At 61.5% G+C, this 26,983-nt stretch carries 23 protein-coding genes; 19 read left to right on the top strand and 4 right to left on the bottom strand.

The annotated features are described in order from the left end of the window. Positions 1 to 13: 13 nt before the first annotated feature. From leuA to ERD78_RS13610, 7 genes are all read left to right on the top strand, one after another. Positions 14 to 1,705, top strand: coding sequence for a 2-isopropylmalate synthase (gene leuA / locus ERD78_RS13640; RefSeq protein ID WP_129969871.1), 1,692 nt, complete (start codon positions 14 to 16; stop codon positions 1,703 to 1,705). A 136-nt stretch (positions 1,706 to 1,841) separates the two neighbouring features. Beyond that, positions 1,842 to 2,879: a LacI family DNA-binding transcriptional regulator gene (locus ERD78_RS13635; RefSeq protein WP_129969870.1), complete on the top strand. Its 1,038-nt coding sequence runs from the start codon at positions 1,842 to 1,844 to the stop codon at positions 2,877 to 2,879. Positions 2,880 to 2,885: 6 nt separating this feature from the next. Beyond that, positions 2,886 to 3,677 carry a phosphodiesterase gene (locus ERD78_RS13630; RefSeq protein WP_129969869.1) on the top strand — a complete coding sequence of 264 codons (792 nt, stop codon included), beginning with the start codon at positions 2,886 to 2,888 and terminating at the stop codon, positions 3,675 to 3,677. Between the two features lie 2 nt (positions 3,678 to 3,679). Next, positions 3,680 to 4,750: an ABC transporter ATP-binding protein gene (locus ERD78_RS13625; protein WP_129969868.1), complete on the top strand. Its 1,071-nt coding sequence runs from the start codon at positions 3,680 to 3,682 to the stop codon at positions 4,748 to 4,750. 10 nt (positions 4,751 to 4,760) lie between these two features. Next, on the top strand, positions 4,761 to 6,053 hold the full coding sequence (locus ERD78_RS13620; RefSeq protein ID WP_129969867.1) for an ABC transporter substrate-binding protein: 1,293 nt from the start codon (positions 4,761 to 4,763) through the stop codon (positions 6,051 to 6,053). Positions 6,054 to 6,057: 4 nt separating this feature from the next. Beyond that, the gene (locus ERD78_RS13615) at positions 6,058 to 6,936 is read left to right on the top strand and encodes a carbohydrate ABC transporter permease (protein WP_129969866.1); all 879 of its coding nucleotides are present in this window, start codon (positions 6,058 to 6,060) and stop codon (positions 6,934 to 6,936) included. Then, positions 6,933 to 7,733 carry a carbohydrate ABC transporter permease gene (locus ERD78_RS13610; RefSeq protein WP_129969865.1) on the top strand — a complete coding sequence of 267 codons (801 nt, stop codon included), beginning with the start codon at positions 6,933 to 6,935 and terminating at the stop codon, positions 7,731 to 7,733. The genes ERD78_RS13615 and ERD78_RS13610 overlap by 4 nt, the downstream gene beginning before the upstream one ends. Before the next feature lie 6 nt (positions 7,734 to 7,739). Here ERD78_RS13610 and ERD78_RS13605 read toward each other — a convergent pair whose 3' ends face one another. Then, entirely contained in the window at positions 7,740 to 8,057 is a 318-nt protein-coding gene (locus ERD78_RS13605; RefSeq protein WP_129969864.1) for a hypothetical protein, read from the bottom strand. Between the two features lie 12 nt (positions 8,058 to 8,069). After that, the gene (locus ERD78_RS13600; protein WP_129969863.1) at positions 8,070 to 8,423 is read right to left on the bottom strand and encodes a DUF1840 domain-containing protein; all 354 of its coding nucleotides are present in this window, start codon (positions 8,421 to 8,423) and stop codon (positions 8,070 to 8,072) included. A gap of 68 nt (positions 8,424 to 8,491) precedes the next feature. Between ERD78_RS13600 and ERD78_RS13595 the strand changes: the two genes are divergently transcribed. From ERD78_RS13595 to ERD78_RS13580, 4 genes are all read left to right on the top strand, one after another. Beyond that, entirely contained in the window at positions 8,492 to 11,329 is a 2,838-nt protein-coding gene (locus tag ERD78_RS13595) for a phospholipase effector Tle1 domain-containing protein (protein WP_129969862.1), read from the top strand. A 123-nt stretch (positions 11,330 to 11,452) separates the two neighbouring features. Then, complete coding sequence (argS, locus tag ERD78_RS13590) at positions 11,453 to 13,138, top strand: arginine--tRNA ligase (protein ID WP_129969861.1); 1,686 nt, start codon at positions 11,453 to 11,455, stop codon at positions 13,136 to 13,138. 9 nt (positions 13,139 to 13,147) lie between these two features. Then, positions 13,148 to 13,825 carry an SPOR domain-containing protein gene (locus ERD78_RS13585; RefSeq protein WP_129969860.1) on the top strand — a complete coding sequence of 226 codons (678 nt, stop codon included), beginning with the start codon at positions 13,148 to 13,150 and terminating at the stop codon, positions 13,823 to 13,825. Between the two features lie 66 nt (positions 13,826 to 13,891). Beyond that, complete coding sequence (locus ERD78_RS13580; RefSeq protein ID WP_129969859.1) at positions 13,892 to 14,518, top strand: thiol:disulfide interchange protein DsbA/DsbL; 627 nt, start codon at positions 13,892 to 13,894, stop codon at positions 14,516 to 14,518. 86 nt (positions 14,519 to 14,604) lie between these two features. On the opposite strand, the gene metC is transcribed toward ERD78_RS13580, so the two are convergent. Continuing rightward, the gene (gene metC / locus ERD78_RS13575) at positions 14,605 to 15,789 is read right to left on the bottom strand and encodes a cystathionine beta-lyase (protein ID WP_129969858.1); all 1,185 of its coding nucleotides are present in this window, start codon (positions 15,787 to 15,789) and stop codon (positions 14,605 to 14,607) included. A 143-nt stretch (positions 15,790 to 15,932) separates the two neighbouring features. On the opposite strand from metC, the gene ERD78_RS13570 reads away from it, so the two are divergent. The 4 genes from ERD78_RS13570 to ERD78_RS13555 all read left to right on the top strand — a co-directional run bounded on the left by ERD78_RS13570 (position 15,933) and on the right by ERD78_RS13555 (position 20,792). Next, complete coding sequence (locus ERD78_RS13570; RefSeq protein WP_129969857.1) at positions 15,933 to 16,559, top strand: LysE family translocator; 627 nt, start codon at positions 15,933 to 15,935, stop codon at positions 16,557 to 16,559. Positions 16,560 to 16,829: 270 nt separating this feature from the next. Then, positions 16,830 to 18,398 carry an ABC transporter permease gene (locus ERD78_RS13565; RefSeq protein WP_209020003.1) on the top strand — a complete coding sequence of 523 codons (1,569 nt, stop codon included), beginning with the start codon at positions 16,830 to 16,832 and terminating at the stop codon, positions 18,396 to 18,398. Between the two features lie 65 nt (positions 18,399 to 18,463). Beyond that, positions 18,464 to 19,513 (top strand): ABC transporter ATP-binding protein, encoded by a 1,050-nt coding sequence (locus ERD78_RS13560; RefSeq protein ID WP_129970130.1) that lies wholly within the window; start codon positions 18,464 to 18,466, stop codon positions 19,511 to 19,513. Between the two features lie 118 nt (positions 19,514 to 19,631). Then, on the top strand, positions 19,632 to 20,792 hold the full coding sequence (locus ERD78_RS13555) for an ABC transporter substrate-binding protein (protein ID WP_209020001.1): 1,161 nt from the start codon (positions 19,632 to 19,634) through the stop codon (positions 20,790 to 20,792). A 166-nt stretch (positions 20,793 to 20,958) separates the two neighbouring features. Here the strand turns inward: ERD78_RS13555 and ERD78_RS13550 are convergent, their stop codons facing one another. After that, positions 20,959 to 22,023 carry an MBL fold metallo-hydrolase gene (locus ERD78_RS13550; RefSeq protein WP_129969856.1) on the bottom strand — a complete coding sequence of 355 codons (1,065 nt, stop codon included), beginning with the start codon at positions 22,021 to 22,023 and terminating at the stop codon, positions 20,959 to 20,961. Positions 22,024 to 22,183: 160 nt separating this feature from the next. On the opposite strand from ERD78_RS13550, the gene ERD78_RS13545 reads away from it, so the two are divergent. The 4 genes from ERD78_RS13545 to ERD78_RS13530 all read left to right on the top strand — a co-directional run bounded on the left by ERD78_RS13545 (position 22,184) and on the right by ERD78_RS13530 (position 26,971). After that, a complete protein-coding gene (locus ERD78_RS13545) occupies positions 22,184 to 22,573 on the top strand; it encodes a MerR family transcriptional regulator (RefSeq protein WP_129969855.1) in 390 nt (129 codons plus the stop codon). A gap of 146 nt (positions 22,574 to 22,719) precedes the next feature. Continuing rightward, positions 22,720 to 23,898 carry an isovaleryl-CoA dehydrogenase gene (locus tag ERD78_RS13540; protein ID WP_129969854.1) on the top strand — a complete coding sequence of 393 codons (1,179 nt, stop codon included), beginning with the start codon at positions 22,720 to 22,722 and terminating at the stop codon, positions 23,896 to 23,898. Between the two features lie 16 nt (positions 23,899 to 23,914). Further along, entirely contained in the window at positions 23,915 to 25,771 is a 1,857-nt protein-coding gene (gene aceK / locus ERD78_RS13535) for a bifunctional isocitrate dehydrogenase kinase/phosphatase (protein ID WP_129969853.1), read from the top strand. Positions 25,772 to 25,789: 18 nt separating this feature from the next. Next, positions 25,790 to 26,971 carry an acetyl-CoA C-acyltransferase gene (locus ERD78_RS13530; RefSeq protein WP_129969852.1) on the top strand — a complete coding sequence of 394 codons (1,182 nt, stop codon included), beginning with the start codon at positions 25,790 to 25,792 and terminating at the stop codon, positions 26,969 to 26,971. The last annotated feature ends 12 nt before the right edge of the window (positions 26,972 to 26,983 follow it).

Raw genomic sequence — 26,983 nt, 5'->3', positions numbered from 1 at the left:
CACAGGTGTATTCATGATCTCCAATCCTTCAGACAAGTACGTTCCGTTCGCCCCGTTCAATCGTGATTTCTCGGAGCGTACCTGGCCCAGCAAGCGCATTACGCATCCCCCAATCTGGATGAGCACCGATCTGCGCGATGGCAATCAATCGTTGATCGAACCGATGAGCGTCGAGCGCAAGCTGCGCTTCTTCGAGCAATTGATCAAGATCGGCTTCAAGGAAATCGAGGTCGGGTTTCCCTCCGCCTCCCAAACAGACTTCGATTTTGTGCGCAAGCTTGTGGACGAGAAACGCATACCGGACGATGTCACCATTATTGCCCTCACCCAGTCGCGCGAGGATCTTATCCAACGCACGGTGGAATCGGCAGCCGGCGCAAAGCGGGCCATTATCCACCTGTATAACGCCTGCGCGCCCGCGTTTCGCAAGATCGTGTTTGGCATGAGCAAGGAGGAGATCAAGGAGATCGCCCTGTCAGGCACGCGCACGGTCATGGCCGAGATGGCCAAGCACCCCGAGACCGAATGGCGTTACGAGTATTCGCCCGAGGTGTTCAGCACCACCGAGCCCGAGTTCGCACTGGATGTATGCAATGCCGTCACCGAAATCTGGAAGCCCACGCCCGACAGGAAGATCATCTACAACCTGCCCGCAACAATCGAGGCCACCACGCCCAATATGTACGCGGACCAGATCGAGTTCATGCACCGCAACCTGAACGAACGCCACAGCATTGTCCTGAGTCTTCACCCCCATAACGACCGGGGCACGGCCGTGGCCGCCGCCGAACTGGGCGTCATGGCCGGCGCGGACCGCATCGAAGGATGCCTGTTCGGCAATGGCGAGCGCACCGGCAATGTGGATATTGTGACGCTGGCGCTCAATCTGTACACCCAGGGCATACATCCGGGCCTGGATTTCTCGGATATCGACGAAGTGCGCCGCTGCGTCGAGTACTGCAATCAATTGCCTGTGCATCCGCGCCATCCTTATGCGGGTGATCTGGTCTTCACCGCATTCTCGGGCTCCCATCAGGACGCGATCAAGAAGGGCTTTGCACAGCAGCAGCCTGACGCAATCTGGGAAGTGCCCTACCTGCCCATCGATCCGGCCGATCTTGGCCGCAGCTACGATGCGGTCATCCGCGTCAATAGCCAGTCCGGCAAGGGGGGCGTATCCTATCTTCTCGAACAGGAACACGGACTCGTTCTGCCGCGTCGCCTGCAGATAGAATTCAGCCGCGCCATCCAGCGCGTCACCGACGAAACAGGCAGCGAAGTCACCTCGTCCCAAGTCTACGATATCTTTGCGAAGGAATACCTGGATATCGAAAAACCCTGGAAACTGGTGCGCCATCGCATCACCGGCGACCCCAAAGCCGGCGCAGGCCAGCAATTCGTCATTGAAGTGGAACTCGAAGAAAATGGCGAGGTGCGCCATCTCGAGGGTCGCGGCGATGGCGCCATTTCAGCCTTCGTCAATGCGCTGGACGCCGATGTGCGCATCATGGACTACACCGAGCATGCCATAGGCACGGGCGCCGACACCCGAGCGGCCAGCTATGTGGAACTGCGCGTGGGCGATTCGCCCTCGGGCTATGGCGTCGGGGTACACGGCGACATCGTCACCGCGTCTTTCCTGGCAATCCTGAGTGCCGTCAACCGCCATGCCGCCCTGCTGGGTGCCGAGGCGCTTGCGGCCTGATCGCATCGTTAACTGCGGGTTCGCGCCAGCAGGAAAAGGGGAGCTGCGGCTCCCCTTTTTGCTGCCTGCATTGGGGTTAACACTGTCATCAAGCTGTCATGGATGTTGTTTAATATGAAAACGATTTCATTACCCGATGACCAACGGAGCAAATTTGAACCGTGCGCGCAGCCAGAAATCGCAGGTATCCATACTGGAGATTGCCCAGGCCGCCGGCGTGTCGCCAGCCACCGTCTCGCGCGTGTTCAACCGGCCAGCGCTGGTGCGCGAAGAAACGCGCGAGCGTGTCCTGGCCATCGTCGCGGAACATGGATTCCGGCCCAACCGCCTGGGCAGCAGCCTGCGGTCGGGCAATACACGCACGCTGGGCCTGGTGTTGCCTACGCTGTCTAACCCCGTGTTTGCCGATTGCTTTGAAGGCGCGGAGGCCCGCGCAGCCGAATCCGGCTACAGCATCATGACCACCGTCACCCATTATGACCCTGGCCTGGAAGCCGCCGCCGTTCACAGGCTCATCGACCATAGACTGGAAGGGTTGATTCTCACGGTAGCCAATCCGAACAACAGTCCCATACTCAAGACGCTCAAGAAACGCGGCATGCCTTACGTGCTGGCCTACAACGAATCCTCCAGCCACCCCTGTGCGGCCGTGGACAACCGGCGTGCCGCCGCCGATATGGTGACGCATCTGGCGCGGCTCGGGCATCGCCAGATAGCCTTTCTCAGTGGTCCCCTGGCATTATCGGACCGCGCCCGCTCGCGCCTTGCTGGCGCCCGCCAGCAAGGCAGGGCACTGGGATTGCCGCCGGTCTCTCATCTTGTCACCCCCAGCCACACTCAGCCGGACCGGGCCGCCCTGCGACGCCTTATGGCCGCATCCAACCGGCCCAGCGCACTGTTCTGCTCAAACGACATGCTGGCCACGGCAGTGATCGGCGAGCTCAAGGCGCTAGGCCTTTGCGTGCCGGCCGACATGTCGGTGGCGGGATTCGACGGCATACGCTACGGCGCGTACATGTCGCCTAGCCTGGCCAGCGTCGAGGCGCAAGGCTACGAAATAGGCCGTACAGCCTGCTCCCTGCTACTTGTACAAATAGACAACGGTGTGTCGCGCAGCGGCCAAGTGCCCTATCGATTGATCGACGGCGGCAGTGCAGCCGCCAAAAGGAGCTGATACGCCATGCTCATCGCCCAGATTACCGATCTGCATGTACACGACACCGGCCGGCACACCCGAGAGATCCAGGCGGCCAGCCATCTCGCGCGCTGCATACAGGACCTGAACGCGTTGGATCCTCGCCCCGATCTGGTACTGGTCACGGGAGACCTGACGGACCATGGCCAGGCTGACGAGTATGTGCGGCTCAGGTCCCTGCTGGCGGCGCTCGATCTGCCTGTGCTGCTGCTGGCGGGCAACCATGACGACCCCGCGGCGATGCGCGCGGTCTTTCAGGATCACGCATACCTGCAATCCGACATGCCGTTTCTTCAATATGTGGTCGATGAATGGCCTTTGCGCATCGTGGCGCTGGACACGACAATACGTGGGCGCGGCGAAGGCCGCCTGTGCGCGGCGCGCCTGGCCTGGCTCGCCGACACGCTGGCGCATTCTCCGGAACGCCCGACACTCATCATGATGCACCATCCGCCGTTCTCCACCGGCATACGGCGCATGGACGAATTGGGCCTGCTCGAAGGACGCGAAGCCTTCACGGAAATTGTTGCGCAATACCGCAATATCGAACGGATACTTTGCGGTCATCTGCATCGCACGATGTTCTGCCGCGTCGGCGGAACCGTGGCCTCCACCTGTCCGGGGACGGCGCATCAGATCGCGCTGGACCTGCGGCCCGACCATACGCTTTCCTTCAATTTCGAGCCGCCCGGCTACCAGCTGCATTGGGCCGGCCCGCAAGGCCTGGTCACCCATCATTGTGTCGTGGGAGATTTTCCGGGCCCTTTCCCGTTCTAGCCATGTCTGACATTATTCTGGAAAACATCGTCAAGCAGTACGGCAGCGCACCGCCCGCCGTAAATCACATCAGCTTCAACGTGCGGGCCGGCACGTTTACGGTGCTGCTGGGCCCGTCTGGCTGCGGAAAATCGACCACGCTGCGCATGATCGCCGGCCTGGATACCCCGACCTCGGGCCGTATCCTCATCGGCGGGCGCGATGTCACCGACCTGCCACCGGCGAAGCGGCATATTTCCATGGTGTTCCAGTCGTATGCGCTGTTTCCGCATCTATCGGTAAGGGAAAATATTCTCTTCGGTCTGAAGGTGCGCAAGGAGCCTGCCAGCCAGCACAAACCAAGGCTGGATAAGGTGGCGCAACTGCTGGGACTGGCGCCCCTGCTGGACCGCAGGCCGGCCCAGCTATCCGGCGGGCAGCAGCAACGCGTCGCGCTCGGACGCGCGGTGATTTCCCAAGCGCCCGTGTGCCTGATGGACGAGCCGCTGTCCAATCTCGACGCGCAGTTGCGCCATGAGATGCGCCGCGAAATTCGCGCCCTGCAACGCCAACTGGGCATCACGATGGTGTATGTCACCCATGATCAGACCGAAGCCATGAGCATGGCGGATCAGGTGGTGCTACTCAATGGCGGCGCCATCGAGCAGCATGACACGCCCGACCGGTTATACGGCAGTCCCAGAACTGTCTTTGCCGCCCGGTTCATCGGCACGCCACCCATGAATCTGCTCAGCCTGGACGAAACCACAGTCACGGCCATGCGCGCCGGCGCGAACGCGCAAGCGTTCCAAGATGCGCCGCATCCGGAAGCGCGCAAGTTGGGCATACGGCCAGAACATATCGCCATCGCGCAGGAGGGCGTGCCTGCCGTCGTCGAGACGATCGAGTACTTTGGCGCGGATTCCATTGTCATATGCCGTGTGGGCAGCAGCAGCGGGGTTGCGGTACGCAGCGCCGGCCATGTGCATGCCCGCCCGGGCGACCCGCTACGGCTGCGCTGGAGCCCTTCGCAGCAACACTTTTTCGACGCCTCGGGCAAGGTTTTCAATCCTTCGCCCGCCACCACTTCATAGGATGACCATCATGCGACGCACTTTTCTGAAAGCCATCGCCTTCGGTATCGCCAGCGCACTCTGCACCCTCCCCGGGTGGTCACAAGCAGCGCCTGTCGAGCTGGAGTTCTACTATCCGGTCGCCGTGGGCGGCCCCATCACCAAGATTGTCGACGGCATGGTCGATGAATTCGAGCAAAGCCATCCCGATATCAAGATCAAGTCCATCTATGCCGGCACGTATCAGGATTCCGTGGCCAAGGCGCTTACAGCCTATAAGGGAGGCCATGCGCCACAGTTGGCCGTGCTGCTATCCACCGACATGTTCACCCTGATCGACGAAGGCGCGATCATGCCATTCGACCCATTGACGAAGACGGATGACGATCGCAAGTGGCTCGACGGTTTCTACAAGGCCTTCATGGCCAATAGCCAGACGGGCGGCAAGACCTGGGGCATTCCCTTCCAGCGCTCCACCATCGTCATGTACTACAACAAGGACCTGTTCAAGGAAGCTGGCCTTGATCCCGACAAGGCGCCCGGAACCTGGGACGAGTTGGTTCAGATGGCAGGCAAGCTGACCAAGCGGGATGCTTCCGGCAATGTCACCCAATGGGGCCTGGAGATACCCTCCAGCAGCTTTGCCTACTGGCTGTTCCAGGCGCTGACAACGCCCAATGATGCGATGCTCATGAACCAGGACGGCAACGAGGTCTATCTGGACAAGCCGGCGGTAATCGAGGCCCTGCAGTTCTGGCACGATCTGGCCTACAAGCATAAGATCATGCCGACCGGTACCATAGGATGGGGCACGACGCCAAAGGACTTCCTGGTGGGCAAGACAGCCATCATGTGGACGACCACGGGGAACCTCACCAATGTGCGCAAGAATGCCAAGTTCGACTTCGGCGTAGCGCCCATGCCCAAGGCCAAGCGCGGCGGCAGCCCGACTGGCGGCGGCAACTTCTATTTGTTCAAGTCCGCCACCCCGGCTCAGCAGGAGGCGGCCTACACCTTCGTGAAATGGATGACCAGTCCCGAGAACGCCGCGGCATGGAGCATTGCCACCGGCTATGTGGCCACGTCTCCCGCCGCCTGGGAAACCGACAAAATGAAGGCGTATGTGAAGGAGGTGCCGCAGGCCGTCGTGGCGCGCGACCAGCTGGCCGTGAGCGTGGCCGAATTCTCCACGCACGACAATCAGCGTGTGACCAAGCTGCTGGATGACAACATTCAGGCGGTGCTGACCAATGCCAAAACACCAGCGGAAGCCATGAAAGCCGCGCAAAGCGGTGCCGACCGGCTGCTGCGCGGCTACAAATAGGCATATGAAGCAATCCTCCCTGAACGCCGTGTATGGCTGGCTGCTTCTGCTGCCAGCTCTCGTGCTCCTGGCCGCCTTCACGCATTATCCGGCTCTGACCACGCTCTGGCACAGCTTTTTCAGCACGCCCAAGGCCAATCGCCCGGCCGTGTTCGTGGGCGGCGAAAACTACGCCGCCATGTACTACGACCCCGTATTCTGGCAGGCGCTCTGGAACAATCTGCTCTATGCGCTGATCACCATCCCGGTGTCGGTGGGCATAGCGCTGGCCATGGCGCTCTGGGTGGACCGCAAGCTGGCCGGCCGCGCGTTTCTGCGGCTGGCCTACTTCACGCCCACGGTGCTGCCCATGGTCGCGGTAGCCAATATCTGGCTGTTCTTCTATACGCCCCAGTATGGGCTGCTGGATCAAATCGCCCATCTGTTCGGCTTTGCCAACACCAACTGGCTCGGCACCCGTTCCACCGTGCTGCCCGCCCTGATGCTGGTGGCCATCTGGAAGGAAGCCGGATTTTTCATGATTTTTTATCTGGCAGCCCTGCAGCAGATACCGCCCTCGCTCAAGGAGGCCGCGACGCTCGAAGGCGCAACGCGGTGGCAGTATTTCTGGCGCGTACTGCTGCCGCTGCTGATGCCCACCACGCTGTTCGTGCTGATCAACGCGCTGATCAATGCCTTCCGGGTCGTGGACCACGTCGTTGTCATGACGGAAGGCGGCCCTGACAATGCCAGCACGCTGCTGCTGTACTACATCTATCAGGTGGGCTTCAGCTACTGGGATACCTCGTATGCCGCCACGCTATCCGTGGTGCTGTTGGTGATCCTGTCCGTCACCGCTTTCATCAAGTTTCGCTGGCTCGACCGGCGGACACACTACCAATGACGCATAAACTGGACACCCTCGGCGCATGGCTGCTGGGCCTGCTGTGGTTTCTGCCCTTGGCCTACGCAGTATGGGCCGCCTTCCATCCGGGCGCCTATGCCACTCGCTTCGATCTGACAGCGCCGCTTACCCTGCACAACTTCGTGGCGGCATGGCAGGCCGCCCCGTTCGGACGCTATTTTCTGAATACCTTCCTACTGGTCACCATGGTACTGGCCGCGCAGTTCATCCTGTGCACGCTGGCTGCATATGCGTTTGCCCGCTTCACGTTCCGGGGCCGCGACCTGGTCTTTATGCTGGTACTGCTGCAATTGATGATCATGCCCGACGTCCTGATTGTGGAGAACTACCGCCTGATGAGCTGGCTGGGCGTGCGCGACACCATCTTCGCGGTGGGCCTGCCCTACTTTGCGTCGGCCTTCGGCATCTTCCTGCTGCGCCAGACATTCAAAACGGTGCCTCGCGAGCTGGAGGAAGCGGCGCGTGTGGAGGGAGCGAGCCGCTGGCAAGTGCTGACCAAAGTATATGTGCCGCTAGCGCGGCCCATATATGTCGCCTACGGCCTGGTGTCCGTCAGTTATCACTGGAACAACTTCCTGTGGCCTTTGATCATTACGAACTCGGTGGAGTCGCGGCCATTGACAGTGGGACTGCAGGTGTTTGCCTCGACCGACCAGGGGATAGATTGGTCCATCATCACCGCAGCCACCCTGTTGAGCGCGGCGCCGCTACTGATCGCCTTCCTGCTTTTCCAGCGTCAGTTCGTGCAGTCTTTCATGCGTGCCGGAATACGTTGAGGGCATTCAGAAGCCTACGGTAAGGCCCGGCAGATCGACCGTGATGCGGGACTTGCCCAGCGCCTGCACGGCCTGGCGAGCGAACTCAGCCGCCTTGGCGCCGTCCTGCGAGAGCGTGCCGTAGCCAAGGGTATCGGCCACGCCCATTACCTTGTCCAGCAGGAGGACCTTGCCGCTGGGCCGCAACGGCTCGCACCCCAGGGCTGCCCATGTATTGTCGAACCAATCGCGCGCAGCCTCTGCGGCTGCGGGATCGGGCTGCGCATCGACCTGCAGCTCAAGCGTCCGCTGGCGGCCGAACACAATCGTGACCGTGCTGTGCATGCGCGCCGGCCTCTACCAGTTGGGGGCCGGTTCCCACATGACATCGGCATCATGCTCCAGCGACAGGCGCAGCATGGCGAGCAGGGGAAAGGCGCGCCGACGAAAACTGACCGGCTCGGCTATCGGATGCGTGCCCGCATCGTCGTCTTCGGAGTTGGGCCCCGTGTAGTCGTCGTCCGCATCAGTATCCAGGGCGATGGCGTGCTCGATGCCTGCAATGGCTTCGGCCAGATGGTCGCGGGTAATGACGCCGCGCTCCGGCAGCGTATCGGTATAGGGCTTGCCCGCCGCCTTGAGGATGGGCAATGCATGCTGCGCGAACATGAGCACTTCGGCTGCCGCCTTGGAATGAAAGACAACTAGCATATGTGGTTTCCTTCAATGGACACATCTCTACACTAACCCATCTTCGGAAAGCTGCCAAGCAGGAGACTATGGGACTTTTCCCAACCCGCTTCGCCTCTTCGATGTCCCGATTTTTTCACTTTCCGGTCCTGCTTTCGGTCGCCCTTGCACTGTCGGAAGCCGCCTTCGCCACCAGTCCGCAGTATGGCCACGCCACGGCCGCAACGCCCGCATCGACCAGCCCGCATGCGGCGCAGGCCCCACGGGTTAGCGAAGCAGAACAGGGCATGCTGCGCGTGGCGCCCGGCTGGCCGGGATGGCCGGGCCTGGCCTGGCACATGGACCACGCGGGACGCGCACGGGCCTGGGAATCAAGCCTGACCGGTGTCGAACAACTGCAGTTCGACCAGGCCGGCGTCTTGCGGGCGCGCATACTGGCCAATGGCACCGCATCCCGCATCACATTCGACGCCCAGGGGCGCCCGGTACAAGTCACGGCAACAGGCCCCGCGAAAGGCCAGACCGTATCCGTGGATATCGAGTGGCGCGGCGCGCGCTGGACACGCGTGGCTCACCCCAGGGAAATCGAAACACGTACGCATGATGCGGCCGGCCGCCTCGCCACGCGCACCATACAACGCCCGGATGAGGCCGTTTATGCCGAGTCTTTCAAATACGACGCCCTAGGCAGACTGAGCGCGCACCATTTGCCCGAAGGCGGCGTGCTTATTTACCGATGGCACACCAGCGGACGGCTGGCTGCCATTTTCTGGCGCACCGCCGCAGGCGCCCTGCATACCGTGATCGACAGCCACGCCAGCCGCCGGGGCTATCGCTACGGGAACGGGCTGGTGCTCGAGACCCGCCAGGACGGGCTGGGTCGGGCTGCCCTCTTGACACTGCGCCGGCCCAGCCACGGGGAAGCTCCGTCCATTGGCACGCGCGGCGCTGTCCAGTACGGGCACGCCACCAGGCCGGTGGCGCCGGCAATATGGATACAGCGATTGTCCTACGACAGCCTCGGGCGCATCAGGCATGAACATCATGCGCTGCCGGGCACCCGCCATAGCGACGCGTGGCAGTATGCCTACGACGGCCTCCACAGAATGGTGGCCGCCTGGCGCATGTCCGAACCAGCACACGCAGCGCAGGTGCAATGGTTTGCCTGGCATCTTGATGGCGCGCTTGCCGCCCGCCGTACGGCGGGCGGCACGTACCACCCCGCACTGCAGCGCGACGACGCTGGGCTGCCCTTGCGCGCGGACGGCTGGAAACTGCGCTACGGGCCCGCACAGAGGCTGGAGCAGGCCGAACAGGCGGGCTTGATAGCACGGTATACGCACAATGCCTTCGGTCACCGCATCGGCCTGCAGGCTACCGTCACTGCCTCATTCACCGACGCCGATCCGGATGGGGCCCGGCAGCCCGCCGGCGGCGGCCCTGCCTCAATGGCAAACGCCGCTGGGCACGGCCTGGACAGGCGCTATTTTTATCTGGACAACCAGCTGGTCGCCGAACGCGACGGCGGAGCCGCCACGTACCCCCGCATAAGCCGGCGCTATATCCGCGCCGGCGTGGTGCCTGTCGGCATGATCGACTACAGCGCATCGGGCCATGGCCGGCTGTACTGGATACACGCCGACCTGATCGGCGCACCGCGACTGATGACCGATGAGCATGGATCCGTGCGCTGGCTGGCGCGCTACGATCCACTCGGCAAGGCCACAGTAATTGCGGGCGACCTGTCGCTGGATCTGCGCCTGCCAGGCCAGGTCCACGATCCGGTCACCGGCTGGCATGACAACCTGCTGCGTACCTATGACCCCGCAGCGGGTCACTATCTGGAGCCCGATCCGTTGGGCCCCGTGCCAGGCGCCCAGGCGCTGGGCTATGCGGCGCAGCAGCCGCGCCGCTATGCCGACCCGCTGGGGCTGCTGCTATTTGCCTTCGACGGTACGCGCCACGACCTTGCCCAGCAAAGCAATGTGGCCAAGATGCTGCAAGCCTATCGCGGCGGACCCGCCCACTACGAGGCGGGCAGCGGCCCGCCCGGCATCATCTCGGAGCCGGCCATCACTGGCGCGCTGTCTGACCGTGCAATTGGCAGGCAATGGCAACGGCTGCTGGATGCCCTGCGCGTGGCCGGCGGCAGCGTCGAACACGTAGCCATCGACATCATCGGCTACTCCCGCGGCGCGGCGCTGGCACGCCATTTCGGCAATCTAATCAGCCGCCATATGCGGGACGGCATCTTCACCTATTATGATGCCCACCGCCGCACACAATTCGAAGCCTGCATGGACCTGCGCTTCATGGGGTTGTTCGACACGGTGACGCAATTCGGACTGACGGGGTCCGCGAACAATCTCTTCGATTTCACTATCGCTCCGCATTGGCGGCGAGTGGCCCACGCGGTGGCTCTCCACGAGCGGCGGCGGCTCTTTCCCGTGTTGCCCGCCACGGGAGCCAACGTGAATGAGCAGCCTTTCGTCGGCGCGCACAGCGATATCGGAGGCATGGCCGGCATCGGCGCGGACGGCGCGCCGCCGCGCCGGGATGATCTGTCCAAAGTACCCTTGAACTGGATGGCTGATCAGGCGGCGCAGGTGGCGGCCATCTTCGAGCTGGAAGCCGCCGACAGGCGGGTGCGCCACGCCGCCATTCACGGCCAGCGCAGCGGTGACCGCGCGGTCGAGGCAGCGCCGGGCCGCACCGCCTACCGCGCCCAGGATCTGCATCCCATCTTTGGCGCACGCGCACGCGCACAGGTCGAGCCTTTCATCACCTGGCACACGGGCGGGCCAGGCCCTTCGAACCGCAACGGCACGGAGGCGGCCCATGTGGACATGGCAGCCTATGCCGTCTGGCTCAGGCAGACGCTCGGCTGGAACCCGCCCCCCGGCCTGCACGGCACGGGCGAGCCCTGACGCACGCAAAATACGGCAATTCACGCTATCATTGACCCCTTTGGTGCCTGCCTTTACAGGGCGCGCCGGTCCTAGGCCGCGCCCGCGCCGGCCGCTCCTTCTGACGAATACCGATCTTTCCCTATGCTCCCAGAGCAACAACACCAACTCATCACGCTCATTCAGGCCGCTGTAGCCGCCATCCTGCCCGACAACAACACGTCCGTGCTGCTCGAGCGGCCCAAGGTCGCCGCCCACGGCGATATCGCCACCAACGTGGCCATGCAACTGGCCAAGCCAGCCCGGCGCAACCCTCGCGAACTTGCGCAGCAGATCGTCGATACTCTGCTGGCCAACCCCGACGCACGCGACCTGCTTGCAAGCTGTGAAGTCGCGGGCCCCGGCTTCATCAATTTCCGCCTCACCGCCGGCGCGCGCCAGCACGTTCTCACGGCCATCGCCGAACAAGGCGGGCGTTACGGCATCCTGCCGCCAGGCAATGAAAAAGTGCTGGTCGAGTTTGTCTCGGCCAATCCCACGGGTCCCCTGCATGTGGGCCACGCGCGGCAAGCCGCGCTGGGCGACGCCTTGTGCCGCCTGTTTGCCGCGCAAGGGTACGCGGTCACGCGCGAGTTCTACTACAACGACGCAGGCAACCAGATCAACAACCTGGCCGTCAGCGTGCAAGCCCGTGCCCGAGGCATCGCACCCGACTCGCCCGATTTCCCTCCCGATGGCTACAAGGGCGACTACATCGTCGACATTGCCAATGATTTCCGGGCGGGCAAGACGGTCCAAGCTGCCGATGTCGCCCCCATCACCGCCACGGGCGACATTGACAGCCTCGAAGACATACGCCGATTTGCCGTGGCGTATCTGCGCCGCGAACAGGATCTCGATCTCCAGGCCTTCGGACTGAAGTTCGACAACTATTTCCTGGAAAGCTCGCTATACACCAGCGGCCGCGTTGAAAAGACCGTACAGGCACTGATCGAGGCGGGGCACACCTATGAAAGCGGTGGCGCCCTATGGCTACGCACCACCGAACTGGGCACTGGCGACGACAAGGACCGCGTCATGCGCAAGTCCGAAGGCGGCTACACCTATTTCGTGCCCGATGTTGCCTACCACGTGGACAAATGGGAGCGCAGCTTTCACCGCGCCATCAATATTCAGGGCAGCGACCACCACGGCACCGTCGCTCGGGTGCGCGCAGGCCTGCAAGGGCTGGGGCTGGGCATACCCAAGGATTTTCCGGCCTATCTGCTGCACAAGATGGTCAAGGTTGTACGCGACGGCGCGGAGGTCAAGATATCCAAACGCGCAGGCAGCTATGTCACACTACGCGACCTCATCGACTGGGTGGGCCGCGATGCGGTTCGCTACTTTCTTGCGCAACGGCGCGCCGATTCCGAATTCGTGTTCGATATCGATCTGGCGCTGTCACGAAGCGACGAAAACCCGGTGTACTATATTCAGTATGCCCATGCGCGCATCTGCTCCATGCTCGCGCAGTCGCCCGAGCTTGTGGATCGCATTCCGACGGCATCGGCAGCGCCTCTGCTGGCTCCCACTGAGCTCGCCCTGATGCAGCGCCTGGCAGAGTATCCGCAGACCATAGCTCAGGCTGCGCGGGAGCTCGCGCCGCATCATCTGGCTTTCTGGCTGCGTGATTGCGCCGCCGATTTCCACGCCTGGTACAACGCCGAGCGCGTGCTGGTGGACGACATGGCGCTCAAGTTGGCGCGGCTGCGACTGGCGCAAGCAACCGCCCAGGTCATCGCAAATGGCCTCGCCCTGCTGGGGGTCTCGGCGCCCGAAAGGATGTAACACCTGCTTATGGCACAGAAACGTCGCAAATCAACAGGATCACGTACGGGGAATGGCACGCTGTTCGGCGTCCTCATTGGTCTTATTCTCGGGCTGGTGGCCGCCGTGGCGGTCGCCCTGTTTGTCACCCAGGTGCCCATGCCGTTCTCCGACAAAGCCAGCCGCGATCCCGCCAAAACGCTGCTTCCCGACGTGCGCGATGCGCCCGATCCAAATCTCGGACTTTATGGCAATGACAGCCCGGCCGGCACCATCGCGCAGGGCCCTGTCGACACGACCATCGCACCTCCCGCCGCGGGCGAAGCGCCCGCGGCGCCGACGCAGCGGCCCGTGCCATCGGGGCCCGACAATATTGGCGAACTCATCGCCAGCCTGACGAAATCCGACACCAAGGCAGATAAAGCCCCACCGTCCGCACCCAAGCCGCCGCCCGGCACCGAGCCGCCCCCCGGCACGCAGACCACTTATTATCTTCAAGCGGGCGCCTTTCGCTCCAGCAAGGACGCCGAAGCGCTCATGGCGCGTATTGTCATGCTGGGCCTGCCTGCAAAAATACAGAAGGCCGAGATCAATGGCGGCACGATCAACCGTGTCCGGGTCGGTCCCTTCAAGGGCATAGACGAGATGAATCACTCCCGCGCCACGCTGGGTGAGCAGAAAATCGAGACTACGGTGGTGCGGCCCTGAACTTGCGGGCCATTGTGCAGTCTTAACGTCATTATTTTTTATATAACAAGGGTTTCCAGAATAGCCATGTCCATGAAACGCTTCCTCCTGCGCAGCCTGGCTGCCGTCGTATTCGCGTCGGGCACACTGCTCACATCCGCCGCCCAAGCGGCTGATCCCTATGTCACACTTGACGTTGCCCAGCCTTCTGATACAGCGGGCAAGATAGAAGTCCTGGAGTTTTTCGCGTATTCCTGCCCCCACTGTGCACACATGGAGCCCATGGTGGAGAAGATGCTGCCCTCGCTGCCCGACAACGTCGTGTTTCGCGGCGTGCCGGTAGCCTTCAATGCCAGCATGGCCGATCTCCAAAGGCTTTACTATTCGCTGCAGGCACTGGACCGCATGGACCTGCACAGCAAGGTCTTCGATGCCATACACAAGGATCACGACCGCATCTATACAGCCGACGCCATCACCGACTGGATTGTCAAGCAGGGCGTGGATCGCAAGGCCTTCGAGGACGTCTTCAATTCCTTTGGCATCAATACCAAACTGCAGCGCGCCAACGAACTAGCTGAAGCCTACAAAATCGAAGGCACACCCAGCTTCGCCGTGGCGGGCAAGTATGTCACCTCGCCCAGCATGACCGGCTCCTACGAGGGCACGATTGAGGAAGTGGAAAAGCTGGTGGCCAAGGCCACTGGCCAGTAAGCCGTTTTTCCGGGCCTTCTTGCGTCCGGCGGCGCGCGCCGCGACCCTGCGGCCGGATCCGGCACCGCTCCCGGTCGGCAGCCTGGCTAGGCTGCGTCCAGCGCCCGCCCGAGGTCGGCGATCAGGTCGTCCGGCGATTCCAGGCCTATATGCAGGCGCACCACGGTTTCGGGGCCGCTCCAATACGAGTGGCTCGCGATGGCAGCCTGGTCCACCAGCTGTACCAGGCTCTCGAACCCTCCCCATGAAAAGCCGATGCCAAAGAGGGTCAGCGCATTGACGAAGCGCCGTGCGCGCGCGTCTTCCAGCTTCAGCGCCACTGCCAGCATCCCGTTCGAGCCCGTGCAGTCGCGCTGCCACAGGGCATGGCCGGGGTCCTGCGGCCATGCGGGATGATAGATACGCGCCACCTCAGGACGCGCGTCGAGAAACTGACATACCCGCAGGGCATTTTCCGCGCTTTGCCGCATGCGCAGCGGCAGCGTCCGCACGCCGCGCAGCGCCAGCCATGCGTCGTCGGCACTGATGGAGAAGCCCATGGCGTAGTGGGTCCTGTTCAGTTTTGCAATGAGTGCCTCATTCTTGGCAACGACAGCACCCAGCATGAGGTCCGAATGGCCGCCCACGTACTTGGTGCCCGCCACCACCGAGATGTCGGCGCCCAGATCAAGCGGGCGATAGATATAGCCCGAACCCCAGGTGTTGTCTGCTACGACGATCAGCCCGTGATGTCTCGCGAACTCGCTCAACGCCGGCAGGTCCAGCATCTGGAACAGCAGCGAGCCTGGCGATTCCAGGTAAAGCATGCGGGTCGTGGGCCGCAACGCCCGCTCCAGCGCCTCCACGGTGGCAGGCACGCTGCTGACCTCGATATTCATGCGTGTAAGCACCGTATCGGCAAAATTGCGCACAGGTCCGTAAACGCAATCCGCAGCCAGAACATGATCGCCCGCGCTGAGCACGCCCAGCATGGCCAGGGTGACCGCACCCAGGCCCGATGACGCCAGAAATGCCCGTTCACCGCCTTCCAGTGCGCAAAACACGTGTTCAAGCGCGGCATGGGTGTCCATGCCGACTCGCCCATAGGTCACACTGCGTTCGCCCCGCGCCTTGGCCGCCGCAGCCCGCTCAAGCGCCTCCAGGTTCTGGAAGCGCACTGTGCTTGTACGCATGGACGGCAGGGAAACCGGCGCCGCGCCGGTCTCCGGATCGAATGCGGCAGTGCCGGTGTGTTGAAGCAGGGTATCGAGGTGAGCGCGCGAGTCGGACATGGTGGACGTGGCTGGAAGACTGGTGAAAAAGAAGGTTTAGAATGAATCCCTGCCGCACTGGGCGGCGGGCGGCCCGGCGTCGCGCCATCTTGGCGCCGCACCCGACCGTGGAACCCTGATACTGTAGCGCACACGACGCCATCATGCTTACACCTGAAGTCGCTCTCTCCTTCTTCGGCGTCGCCATCCTGCTGGCGCTGGCGCCCGGCCCCGACAACCTGTTCGTCCTCATGCAGTCGGCCATGTGGGGGCGCCGATCCGGCCTGCTGGTGGTTCTGGGCCTATGCACCGGCCTTATAGGCCACACCGTGGCCGTGGCAGTCGGCCTGGCCGCCCTGTTCGCCGCATCCGAAACGGCCTTCACCGCGTTGAAGATTGCCGGGGCTGCCTACCTCACCTGGCTAGCCTGGGGTGCATTGCGCTCTCAGGGCGACGCGGCGGACGGCGCGGCGCCCGCCCAACAGAATTCGGGCAGGCTGTATCGGCGCGGCATCATCATGAACTTGACCAACCCCAAGGTATCGCTGTTCTTCCTGGCCTTCCTGCCCCAGTTCACCTCGCCAGGGCGCGGGTCCGTGGCCATGCAGACCCTGGCGTTGGGCGGCCTGATGATTCTCGCCACGCTGCTGGTATTCGGGCTGCTGGCCTGGTTCTCCGGCACACTAGGCGACCGTCTGCAGCGCTCGCACACACTGCGAAAGACACTGCATCGCGTGGCCGGCGTGGTGTTTCTGGGGCTTGCGCTCAAACTGGTTTTATCGCACCGCTAGCAAGCAGGAGTGAAAGCGCACCACACGGTGCTGCCAACCATGGAGCACAGGTTCTTGAAACTTTCAAAGTATCGCTTAAACATAGCGCTTCGTGAGCCAACGGCCTTCATTGGCATTTTGGCCGCGATCCTATTCTCCTACCTTATCGTCGCGCCCGTCGTCTCCCTCCTTGGAGATGCGTTTCAGGTTCAATACGCCGATTCATTGCGGCTAGGCCACAGCGCGGGCTCATTCACATTCCATAATATCGACCGGGTTTTCAAATCTATTGTGGCGCCAGATATCCTGTGGCTGCCGCTCGTACACACGATGTATGTCGCACTTGGCGCAATGGCCATTGCCTTGGTCGCCGGCGGCGTCATGGCCTGGCTGATCAGCAGAACAGACCTGCTGGGCCGCAAATGGTTCGCTACCGCGCTCATCGTGCCATATATGCTGCCTTCGTGGACCATTGCACTGGCATGGAGTTCGATTTTTCTCAACCGCACTGTCGGCGGCCAGCCTGGTTGGCTCGAATCCCTTGGCTTTGAGCCGCCCGACTGGCTCGCCTACGGACAGCTTCCCATTACCATAGTGCTGGCTCTGCATTACACGCCATTCGTCATCCTGCTTTTTGGCAATGCGCTTCGCTCTTTTGATTCCCAACTGGAGGACTCAGCACGCATGCTGGGCGCCCGCGCTTACACCATCGCACGCCGCATCATCATTCCGCTGATGCGACCGTCCCTGCTGTCGGCGATCACATTGATATTCGCCAAATGCCTGGGCGATTTTGGCGTGGCCTATATACTGGGCGCGCCGGTCAAGTATGACGTTCTCGCAACTTCTTTGTTTCGCAGCGTAACGGCACGGCAGGGAGGCGAAGCGGCAGTGCTTGCGGGTGTAATCATCATCATCGGCACCATCTCCGTCCTTATCGATGCGCGATTGGTTCGCGAGGCGCGCCGTTTCATAACGATAGGCGCCAAAGGCGCCATGAGCCGGACGCAAAGGCTTGGACCGTGGCGGCTGCCCATGACGGCGCTTGCCGGAATCATGTTTGCGGTCAGCGTCGCCATCCCGCTCATGGTGCTCTTTCTGACCACTGTCATGCGAATACCTGGCAAGTTTGCCTTCGGCAACTTCACCTGGGATTACTGGACGGGCCACAATTTGTCCACGACGGCGCTGCGCACCGGCATCCTCGTCACCCCCGACTTCTGGCACGCAGCCTGGAACTCGCTGTGGATGGTCGGTATTGCGGCGATATGCGCTGGAGTACTTGGCGTTTTGGTCGGCTACGTTGTCGTTCGCACGCCCTTTAAGTCTTTGGGGTCTTATCTGCGATATATCACTTTCCTTCCGTATCTAGTGCCAGGAATCGCATTTGCGGCCGCATGCCTGTCAATCTTCGCTGTACCGCACGGGCCTATTCCCGCTCTTTATGGCACTGCCGCAATTCTGATTCTGGCCATTATGGCGGACCAGATGCCATTCGCATCCCGCGCAGGCATATCGGCGATGATGCAATTGGGAAAGGACCCGGAAGAGGCTGCGCAGGTTGCAGGAGCAGGGTGGTGGAAACGCCTGATCAAGGTGATCCTTCCCATTCAAAAAGGCCCGCTTGCCGCAGGCATTCTCCTGCCATTCATATCTGGCCTGAAGGGCTTGAGCCTGGTCATCATGCTGGCAACGCCTGGAACCGATCTGCTGACAACGTATGCCATACGGCTCGTGGATTTTGGCTATAGCCAGGCCGCCAACGCAGTCGTACTCATGCTGTCGGCCATTGCATTCTTTGGAACACTCTTTTTACAGAAAGCGACCAAGACAAGTCTTGCGTCAGGACTAGGGGGTTAATCGTGCCAAGAATCTCGCTTCACGCAATCGAGAAGCGCTACAGCAGAGGGGTCGCGCCGGCAGTCATGGGTCTTGACCTCGAAATCGGCGAGGGGGAGTTCCTGTGCATACTTGGTCCTTCGGGTTGCGGGAAGACCACGACTTTGCGCATGGTCGCGGGCCTGGAACACCCAACATCCGGAGAGATTCTCGTTGGAGGCCAGGTATACGACTCTGTCGAGAAAGGCATCTTTGTTCCACCTGAAAATCGCAATATGGGGTTTGTGTTTCAAAGCTATGCCCTGTGGCCGCATCTGACCGTGCAAGACAATGTCGAATTCGGCCTCGCGCTTCGTAACGTCGATCGTAGGACGCGAGCCGCCGCATGTGATGAAATTATGGAGAAACTGGGTATTGCAGCGTATCGCAATCGATATCCATCCGATCTGTCGGGTGGGCAGCAGCAACGCGTCGCCTTGGCGCGAATGCTGGTGGTGCGGCCGGATGTCATTCTCATGGACGAGCCCTTGTCCAACCTCGACGCCAAGCTGCGTCTTGAAATGCGCGCCGAACTCAAGAGAATCCATCTTGAGTCCAGGGCTACCATCATGTTCGTAACGCATGATCAATGGGAAGCCATGACACTGGCGAGCGTGATAGCCGTCATGAATCAAGGGACCCTCCAGCAACTGGACAGTCCAGATAATATCTACAATCGCCCACGCAACAGATTTGTGGCTGGATTTGTGGGCAGCCCGCCCATGAACTTCGTTGAATTGAGCTCGGCCGAGCGCTCGGAACTTTCAACGTCGTTGCGAAAATACATTGAAAACCGTCGTCCTGGTGCAAGCGTTGGGTCGGCCGGTATTCGACCCGAGAGCATTCAGATCGGACCATCCACCGGCGGCGGCACTGATACGGCCTATTGGGGGCGCGCAGACGTGACGGGGATCATGCCGACCGGCGGCAATTGGATCATCGAATTGACCGTCGCAACGCAAAAACTATTTGCGACGACCAATATGCCGCCACCTGTCCAGTTGGGCGAAAATGTGATTTTTCGGACTGATCCGGGAGATCTGCATCTTTTCAATGAGGAGGGAAACAGATTGCTGGACAATGATGCTGTTTCCTAAATAATCCCGACGAAAGTAATATTGACCTGCCGTCATCGGCAACGATGGCTGCACCGCATCTGCAAAGGAGATGGCTGTGAGACATTTGCAACGAACTTTCAGCAGGAACACCATTTTCATGGCGCCGGTTCTTGCTGCAACACTAATGATCGCCGGATACGGGCAATCTGCACACGCCGCATCGGACACGGCCGGATCCGCCGCATCCAGCGGCAGTACAGGTCTTGGCATTCCGGACTCGGACTATAGCCTGGACAAGCTGATCGAAGCGGCCAAGCAAGAAGCGCCCATCACCGTCGTGGATGCAACCGGCAAAATCAAGGTAATGGCCAAGAAGTTCTCGGAGAAATATGGGATCAAGGCCACAGGGGAAAAGATGTCGGCCTCCAACCAAGAGGAGGTTCTTGTTCGGGAGGCCCAGGCGAGAAACGTGCGCCACGACGTTTTCAATATGAGCAATCTGCCTGACGTGACAGCGCAATTTCTGCCGCAAGGCATAGCGGTTAGCTGGATGCCACCCGACCTGAAGACTGAAACGAGGCCAGCATACCAGCGTCCCGCCATTACAAGCCTTAACGCCTGGGTATGGGTCTATAACCCCGATGTGTATGGCGACACATGCCCGGTGGACAATATGTGGGCGCTCACAGATAAAAAATGGAAAGGAAAGATCAGCATCCCTGATCCGCTGCTGCGCAATGAAACCATGTTCTGGTTCAATCAGATCGCGGACAATAAAGACGATGAGATGAAGGACGCCTATCAGGCGTATTTCGGCAAGCCGCTGGAAACAAAAGAGGAGACCGCGACGGCCGAGTGGGTCAAGCGATTCGCAGCAAACAACGTAAAAGTACAGAAGAGCGACACTGATGTCGGCCCCATCGTGGGCGCCAGCACATCCGAGCATCCGGTTATTGGTTTTGTGAGCGCAGCAATATTCACGCATGCCAAGAACGATCACTTTCCACTGGCCGTCTGCAAGCAAATGTCGCCCTGGATCGGCCAATTGACGCCGCGCGTCGCAGTCATCGCGGCGGCAACTAAAAGCCCCAATGCCGCGAAGCTTTTCGTTCACTACATGATGTCCGCCGAGGGGATGGTGCCGCAAATGGAAGACGGCAAAATCTCGACGAACCGCAACGCAAAAATGCCGGACAGCGAAGCCTCCGGTGTCGCAAAGCTGATGGATCACATGTTTGTAAACAACTCCGACACGACACCAGACGACTTTAAGAAGCTGCAATATTGGCGCGACCTCTGGACAGTCAGCAGCCGCTGATTTTTGCTCAGGCCCGCGTCGGTCGCAGCGATGGCCGCTGTCTTCGCCGCCGAGATGTCTTTACGCTGCGCATTGTGACTGGCCTCCGGTCGCCCGCCACAGTGTCGCAGCCTCGCGGAAGCGTTGCATCATGCATCACTGGTGCCATCCATTGCCCGGGGCAATCTTATGCACACTGAAACCGATAGACGCCATCATCGCCCATGGCGCGCGTGAGCTTGCCCTCGTGCCATAAGGCGTGCAGATGGGCCAATGCCTCGCCCATCGCGAACGTCAGCTGATGGTGGTCGAGCTTGCGGTGGAACATGATGGGCACGATATCGGCGGCGCTTTGCGGCTGGCCGCAAGCCCGCATGACCTCGTCCAGGCGCTCTGCGTGGTGGGCATGCTGCTGGGCGATGCGCTCGTGCATGCCGCGAAAGGGCCGGCCGTGCGAGGGGAGTACCAGCGTGTCTTCGGGCAGCCCGTCATAGGCGCGCAATGAGTTCAGATAGAGCGGAAGCGGGTTGGCTTCGGGCTCAAAGTTGAAGACACTGACGTTAGTGGAAATGCGCGGCAGCACCATGTCGCCGGAAATAAGCACGCCAAGCGTATCGCAGTACAACGAGGCATGCTCGGGCGCGTGGCCATAGCCCACGATGACCTGCCAGATGCGGCCGCCAATGGTGATGCGGTCGCCATGCATGATGCGCCGGAATGTCTCCGGGACGGAGGGCACCAGGCTTGCATAATAGTTGTCGCGCTTGCTGATGCTGGCCTGCGCATCCGGATCGGCAAGCCCATGGCGCATGAAATGAGCCAGCGCGCCGGCGCCCTGCGGCCCGCCCTTGCTTGTGCTCTGGGTCCGCGACCACAGACAGGCTATTGCATAGTCGGTCATGGTAATCCACATGGGCGCGTCCCAGCGCTTGCATATCCAGTCGGCCAGCCCGATGTGGTCGGGATGCATATGCGTGACCACGACTCGCAGCACCGGCAGGCCATCGAGCGCAGTGTCGAAGATCTGTTTCCAGAGGTCCTTGACTTCATCGCGGGCAACACCGCAATCAACAAGCGTCCAGCCCTCGCGGCCATCGATCTGGTCGCGCAGCAGCCACACATTGATATGGTCAAGCGCAAAGGGAAGCGGCATACGCACCCAACGCACGCCATCGGCCACATTGAGTACTGCGCCCGGCAAGGGCTGTTGATCGCCCCAGGGGTAACTGAGCTTGCTTTCGTTAGGGTTCATCCCGTGATACTCCAAGTACTGTGGCCGGCGGCCGGCTTCGGGGCTGATGCGCAATGCGCGCCCCGGGCAAGGGCAAAACCCGACCGCATGCACGACAGGGGATACCCGACAAGCGTATTATGGCATTATGTGACGTTAACGTTAACTGCAAGTTCATGTCATGTCCGAGCCCACATGGAGCATTTCCGATCTGGCGCAGGAGTTCTCCATTACGCCACGTACGATCCGGTTCTACGAAGACCAGGGTATCGTGAGCCCTGCGCGCTGCGGCCGAAACCGGGTCTACGGCGCCCGCGACCGCACGCGGCTCAAGCTTGCGCTGCGAGGCAAGCGGCTGGGTCTGCAACTGAGCGAGATTGTGGACCTGATCAATATGTACGAAGGCCCGCGGGACACTGCCGCGCAGCTGCAGCACTATCTGTCCCTGCTTGACCAGCATCACGCCACACTTTTGCGCCAACGCGAGGATATCGACCTGACCCTGACTGAAATCGCCGAACAGCGACGCATTTGCCAGGATCTGCTGGCGAAAAAAAACAATCATGCGTAATTTACGTTTACGTAAACGTAATATAAAATATCCGCCAACATCCAGTCTATGCCTGGACAGCGCGGGCATTCGAAGCTGGCGGCACTTCCCGGATGGTTTTATCGGGCGTGCAGACAGATCGCAACAATTATGCAATGGAGAGACATATGAATCTTCCGGGCCTTGATTTCGACCTGGGGTCCGACCTGGACATGCTGCGCGATGCCGTGCGCGAATTCGCCCAGGCCGAGATCGCCCCGCTCGCGGCAGAAGTCGATCGCAGCGATCAATTTCCCATGGAACTCTGGCGCAAGCTGGGCGACCTGGGCGTACTGGGGATGACGGCCGCAGAGGCCTACGGTGGCGCCGGACTCGGCTATCTGGCCCATATGGTGGCCATGGAAGAGATTTCCCGCGCCAGTGCATCCATAGGCCTGTCCTATGGCGCCCATTCCAATCTTTGCGTCAACCAGATTAACCGCAATGGCACCGAGGCGCAGAAGCAAAAGTACCTGCCCAAGCTCATATCAGGCGAGCACGTGGGCGCGCTGGCAATGAGCGAGCCCGGGGCGGGTTCAGACGTGGTAAGCATGAAGCTGCGCGCGGACAAAAAAGGCGACCGCTACGTACTGAACGGCAGCAAGATGTGGATCACAAACGGCCCCGATGCCGACACGCTGGTGGTTTACGCCAAGACCGACCCTGCCGCGAAACAGCGGGGCATCACGGCCTTTCTCGTGGAAAAGGGCTTCAAGGGCTTTTCGGTTGCGCAAAAACTCGACAAGCTGGGCATGCGAGGCAGTCATACCGGTGAGTTGGTGTTCCAGGATTGCGAGGTGCCCGAGGAAAATATCCTGGGGGAACTCAATGGCGGCGTTCGGGTGCTGATGAGCGGGCTGGACTATGAACGGGCCGTGTTGGCGGCGGGGCCGCTGGGCATTATGCAGGCTGTTATGGACGCGGTCATTCCCTATATTCACGACCGCAAGCAATTCGGCCAATCCATAGGCGAATTCCAGCTGATCCAGGGCAAGGTGGCCGATCTGTACACCACGCTGCAGGCCAGCCGCGCCTTCTGCTACACAGTAGGCAAGAATCTGGACAGGCTGGGCGTGGACCACGTACGCCAGGTGCGCAAGGACTGCGCCGCCGTCATTCTATATTGCGCCGAGAAGGCCACATGGATGGCGGGCGAAGGCGTACAGATTCTGGGAGGCAATGGCTATATCAATGAGTTTCCCACAGGCCGGCTGTGGCGCGATGCCAAGCTCTACGAGATCGGAGCGGGCACCAGCGAGATCCGCCGCATGCTGATCGGCCGCGAGCTGTTCAACGAAACGGCCTGACCACGCCTTTGCCGCCATGAGCCGACAGCTCACCGATCATCAGCATATCGAGCCGGCCGAACGGCCAGCCATGGCGCCCGAAGCGGTTGCGCGCGCCATGCTGGACGGCTTCAATCGCCACTACGCGCTGTTCCGCTATGGCGCGCAGCGCGCCAAATCCCTGTTTGAATCCGCCGACTGGCGCGGCATACAACAGCTGGCCCGCGAACGCATCGCATACTACGACACGCGCGTGCGCGAATGTACGTCGCTGCTGGCCGCCGCGCTCAAAGACAGCGACGCAAGGCCGTCGGATGCGGGCGAGCGTTTGACGCCTCAGCAGGTGACGTATTGGCAGCAGGTCAAGGCATGCTTCATCGCCCTGTTGGCCGATCACCGGCAACCGGAATGCGCGGAAACCTTCTTCAATTCCGTCTCCTGCCGGATACTGCATCGCGATTATTTCCACAACGACTTTCTGTTTGTGCGGCCCGCAGTGGCGACCGAATATCTGGACAGCAAACTGCCCTCATACCGCGTGTACTATCCTGCGCAAGAAGGCCTGGAAGAATCGCTGCTGAAGCTGCTTGCGGACTTCGGCCTGGCCGCGCCATTTGCGGATCTACCGGCCGACACCCGCGCGCTGGCGCGCATGGCGTTGCGTCAGCTGCGCGCCGACCTTCCGCGCGGTGCGGGGCCCCGCATTGCGCCCGACTGCCAGATACATGTGCTCAATTCATTGTTCTTCCGCAACAAAGGTGCCTATGCGGTCGGACGCCTGGTCAATCAAGGCACTGTCCATCCATTTGCCATCGCCCTGCTGCAAACGCCCTCGGGCCACGTGCGCGTAGACGCGCTGCTGCACTCATCCGACGATCTGAGCACGCTGTTCAGCTTCACACGGGCCTATTTCCTGGTCGATATGGAAACGCCAGCCGCCTATGTGCACTTCCTGAATACGCTGCTGCCGCGCAAACCCAAGGCCGAGCTGTATACGACCATCGGCCTGCAGAAGCAGGGCAAGACGCTGTTCTACCGCGACTTTCTGCACCATCTCGCGCATTCGCGCGACGCCTTTGACTTGGCGCCCGGCATCGCAGGCCTGGTGATGACCGTGTTCACGCTGCCATCCTACCCTTATGTCTTCAAGCTGATCCGGGACCGCATCGCCAAGGACGGCATGGATCACGAGACGGTACGCCGCAAATACCTGCTGGTGAAAATGCATGACCGCGTCGGACGCATGGCCGACACCTGGGAATACTCGCAAGTGGCGCTGCCGCGCCGCCGATTCTCACCGGCGCTGCTCGATGCGCTGCGCGAGCAGGTGCCGTCGCTGCTCGAGGAAGATGAAGACAGCGTGGTGCTGCGCCATGTATACATCGAGCGGCGCATGACGCCGCTCAATTTGTACCTGGCGCGCGCCTCCGACGCCATGCTGGAGCAAGCGGTCAAGCGCTACGGCGATGCCATCCGGGATCTGGCGGCGGCCAATATTTTCCCCGGCGACATGCTTTTCAAGAATTTCGGGCTGACGCGGCTGGGCCGCGTCGTGTTCTACGATTATGATGAAATCCAGCGCATGACAGAGATGAGGTTTCGCCGCATACCGCCAGCGCCCAACCCCGAAGCGGAAATGGCCGCCGAGCCCTGGTACGCCGTGGGTCCCAACGACGTATTTCCGGAGGAGTTCGAGCATTTCCTGCTGAGCGACCCTCGGGTCCGCCACGCCTTCATGAGGCATCACGCAGCGCTTCTGGATGCAGGGTGGTGGCAGGCCTGTCGCGAACGCGCCGCACAGGGCCGCATCGAGGATATCTTTCCGTATGAGGACAGCCGGCGCCTGCCGGCCGTGCCTCCACACCCGCGAACCTCGTCCGCGGGCCTTATCTGACACTATCAGGAGATCAACATGTCCGATCCCATTGTTCTCGTTTCCATTGCCCGCACGCCCATGGGCGGCATGATGGGCAGTCTGTCCAGCCTGGCCGCTCACGAGCTCGGTTCTGTGGCGATCAAGGCCGCCATGGAAAGGGCCGGCATTCCGGGCGACATTGTCGACGAAGTCATCATGGGCAATGTGCTGCAGGCAGGCCAGGGACAGGCGCCAGCTCGCCAGGCTGCACTTGGCGCGGGCCTACCCCTGAAGGTGGCGTGCTCCACCATTCACAAGGTCTGCGGCTCCGGGCTGAAAGCCGCCATGTTCGGCCACGACATTATTACGGCCGGGAGCGTCGATGTCGTGGTGGCCGGGGGACAGGAAAGCATGAGCAACGCGCCCTACCTGCTGTTGCGCGGACGTCAGGGCTATCGCTACGGCCACGACAAGATCTACGATCACATGGCGCTGGATGGTCTCGAGGACGCCTATCAACGCGGCACGGCCATGGGCGTATTCGCCGAGGATTGCGCGGCAAAGTACAGCTTCACTCGCGAGGATCAGGATGCCTTCTCGCTCGAATCGCTGCGCCGCGCACGCGCAGCCACCGAGGATGGCAGCTTCAAGTGGGAAATCGCTCCCGTAACGGTGCGGGGCCGCAAAGGCGACACGATCGTCGATCAGGACGAGGCGCCGATGCGGGCCATGCCTGACAAGGTGCCCACGCTCAAGCCCGCCTTCAAGAAGGACGGCACCGTCACGGCCGCAAACTCGTCGTCGATTTCCGACGGCGCGGCGGCCATGGTGCTGATGCGCGCCTCCACGGCGCAAAAGCTGGGCGCCACGCCGCTTGCCCGCATCGTGGGGCACAGCCAGCACGCGCAGGAGCCCGGCTGGTTCACCACCGCGCCGGTCGCCGCCATGCAGAAGCTGTTCGACCGCATCGGCTGGTCGGCCAATGACGTCGATCTGTATGAAATCAACGAAGCCTTTGCCGTAGTCACCATGGCCGCCATGAAGGAGCTGGATCTGCCCCATGAGAAGGTCAACATCCATGGCGGCGCCACAGCGCTCGGCCATCCCATAGGCGCATCGGGCGCACGCCTGCTCGCCACGCTGGTGGGCGGCCTGCGCAAGACCGGCGGCAAGCGGGGCATTGCCTCACTATGCATCGGCGGCGGAGAGGCCGTGGCACTCGCTATCGAAATGCTGTAGGCAACCCGGGGC

Source organism: Allopusillimonas soli (assembly GCF_004153445.1).
GTDB lineage: Bacteria > Pseudomonadota > Gammaproteobacteria > Burkholderiales > Burkholderiaceae_B > Allopusillimonas > Allopusillimonas soli.
The sequence above is the reverse complement of the archived record's forward strand: the minus strand, read 5'-3'. Positions and strand labels throughout refer to the sequence as shown.

What these genes read in the sequence shown, in the direction of transcription:
- leuA (WP_129969871.1), top strand. Translation starts at nt 14, where the DNA reads ATGATCTCCAATCCTTCAGACAAGTACGTTCCGTTCGCCCCGTTCAAT.
- ERD78_RS13635 (WP_129969870.1), top strand. Translation starts at nt 1,842, where the DNA reads ATGACCAACGGAGCAAATTTGAACCGTGCGCGCAGCCAGAAATCGCAG.
- ERD78_RS13630 (WP_129969869.1), top strand. Translation starts at nt 2,886, where the DNA reads ATGCTCATCGCCCAGATTACCGATCTGCATGTACACGACACCGGCCGG.
- ERD78_RS13625 (WP_129969868.1), top strand. Translation starts at nt 3,680, where the DNA reads ATGTCTGACATTATTCTGGAAAACATCGTCAAGCAGTACGGCAGCGCA.
- ERD78_RS13620 (WP_129969867.1), top strand. Translation starts at nt 4,761, where the DNA reads ATGCGACGCACTTTTCTGAAAGCCATCGCCTTCGGTATCGCCAGCGCA.
- ERD78_RS13615 (WP_129969866.1), top strand. Translation starts at nt 6,058, where the DNA reads ATGAAGCAATCCTCCCTGAACGCCGTGTATGGCTGGCTGCTTCTGCTG.
- ERD78_RS13610 (WP_129969865.1), top strand. Translation starts at nt 6,933, where the DNA reads ATGACGCATAAACTGGACACCCTCGGCGCATGGCTGCTGGGCCTGCTG.
- ERD78_RS13605 (WP_129969864.1), bottom strand. Translation starts at nt 8,057, where the DNA reads ATGCACAGCACGGTCACGATTGTGTTCGGCCGCCAGCGGACGCTTGAG.
- ERD78_RS13600 (WP_129969863.1), bottom strand. Translation starts at nt 8,423, where the DNA reads ATGCTAGTTGTCTTTCATTCCAAGGCGGCAGCCGAAGTGCTCATGTTC.
- ERD78_RS13595 (WP_129969862.1), top strand. Translation starts at nt 8,492, where the DNA reads ATGGGACTTTTCCCAACCCGCTTCGCCTCTTCGATGTCCCGATTTTTT.
- argS (WP_129969861.1), top strand. Translation starts at nt 11,453, where the DNA reads ATGCTCCCAGAGCAACAACACCAACTCATCACGCTCATTCAGGCCGCT.
- ERD78_RS13585 (WP_129969860.1), top strand. Translation starts at nt 13,148, where the DNA reads ATGGCACAGAAACGTCGCAAATCAACAGGATCACGTACGGGGAATGGC.
- ERD78_RS13580 (WP_129969859.1), top strand. Translation starts at nt 13,892, where the DNA reads ATGTCCATGAAACGCTTCCTCCTGCGCAGCCTGGCTGCCGTCGTATTC.
- metC (WP_129969858.1), bottom strand. Translation starts at nt 15,789, where the DNA reads ATGTCCGACTCGCGCGCTCACCTCGATACCCTGCTTCAACACACCGGC.
- ERD78_RS13570 (WP_129969857.1), top strand. Translation starts at nt 15,933, where the DNA reads ATGCTTACACCTGAAGTCGCTCTCTCCTTCTTCGGCGTCGCCATCCTG.
- ERD78_RS13560 (WP_129970130.1), top strand. Translation starts at nt 18,464, where the DNA reads ATGGGTCTTGACCTCGAAATCGGCGAGGGGGAGTTCCTGTGCATACTT.
- ERD78_RS13555 (WP_209020001.1), top strand. Translation starts at nt 19,632, where the DNA reads ATGGCGCCGGTTCTTGCTGCAACACTAATGATCGCCGGATACGGGCAA.
- ERD78_RS13550 (WP_129969856.1), bottom strand. Translation starts at nt 22,023, where the DNA reads ATGAACCCTAACGAAAGCAAGCTCAGTTACCCCTGGGGCGATCAACAG.
- ERD78_RS13545 (WP_129969855.1), top strand. Translation starts at nt 22,184, where the DNA reads ATGTCCGAGCCCACATGGAGCATTTCCGATCTGGCGCAGGAGTTCTCC.
- ERD78_RS13540 (WP_129969854.1), top strand. Translation starts at nt 22,720, where the DNA reads ATGAATCTTCCGGGCCTTGATTTCGACCTGGGGTCCGACCTGGACATG.
- aceK (WP_129969853.1), top strand. Translation starts at nt 23,915, where the DNA reads ATGAGCCGACAGCTCACCGATCATCAGCATATCGAGCCGGCCGAACGG.
- ERD78_RS13530 (WP_129969852.1), top strand. Translation starts at nt 25,790, where the DNA reads ATGTCCGATCCCATTGTTCTCGTTTCCATTGCCCGCACGCCCATGGGC.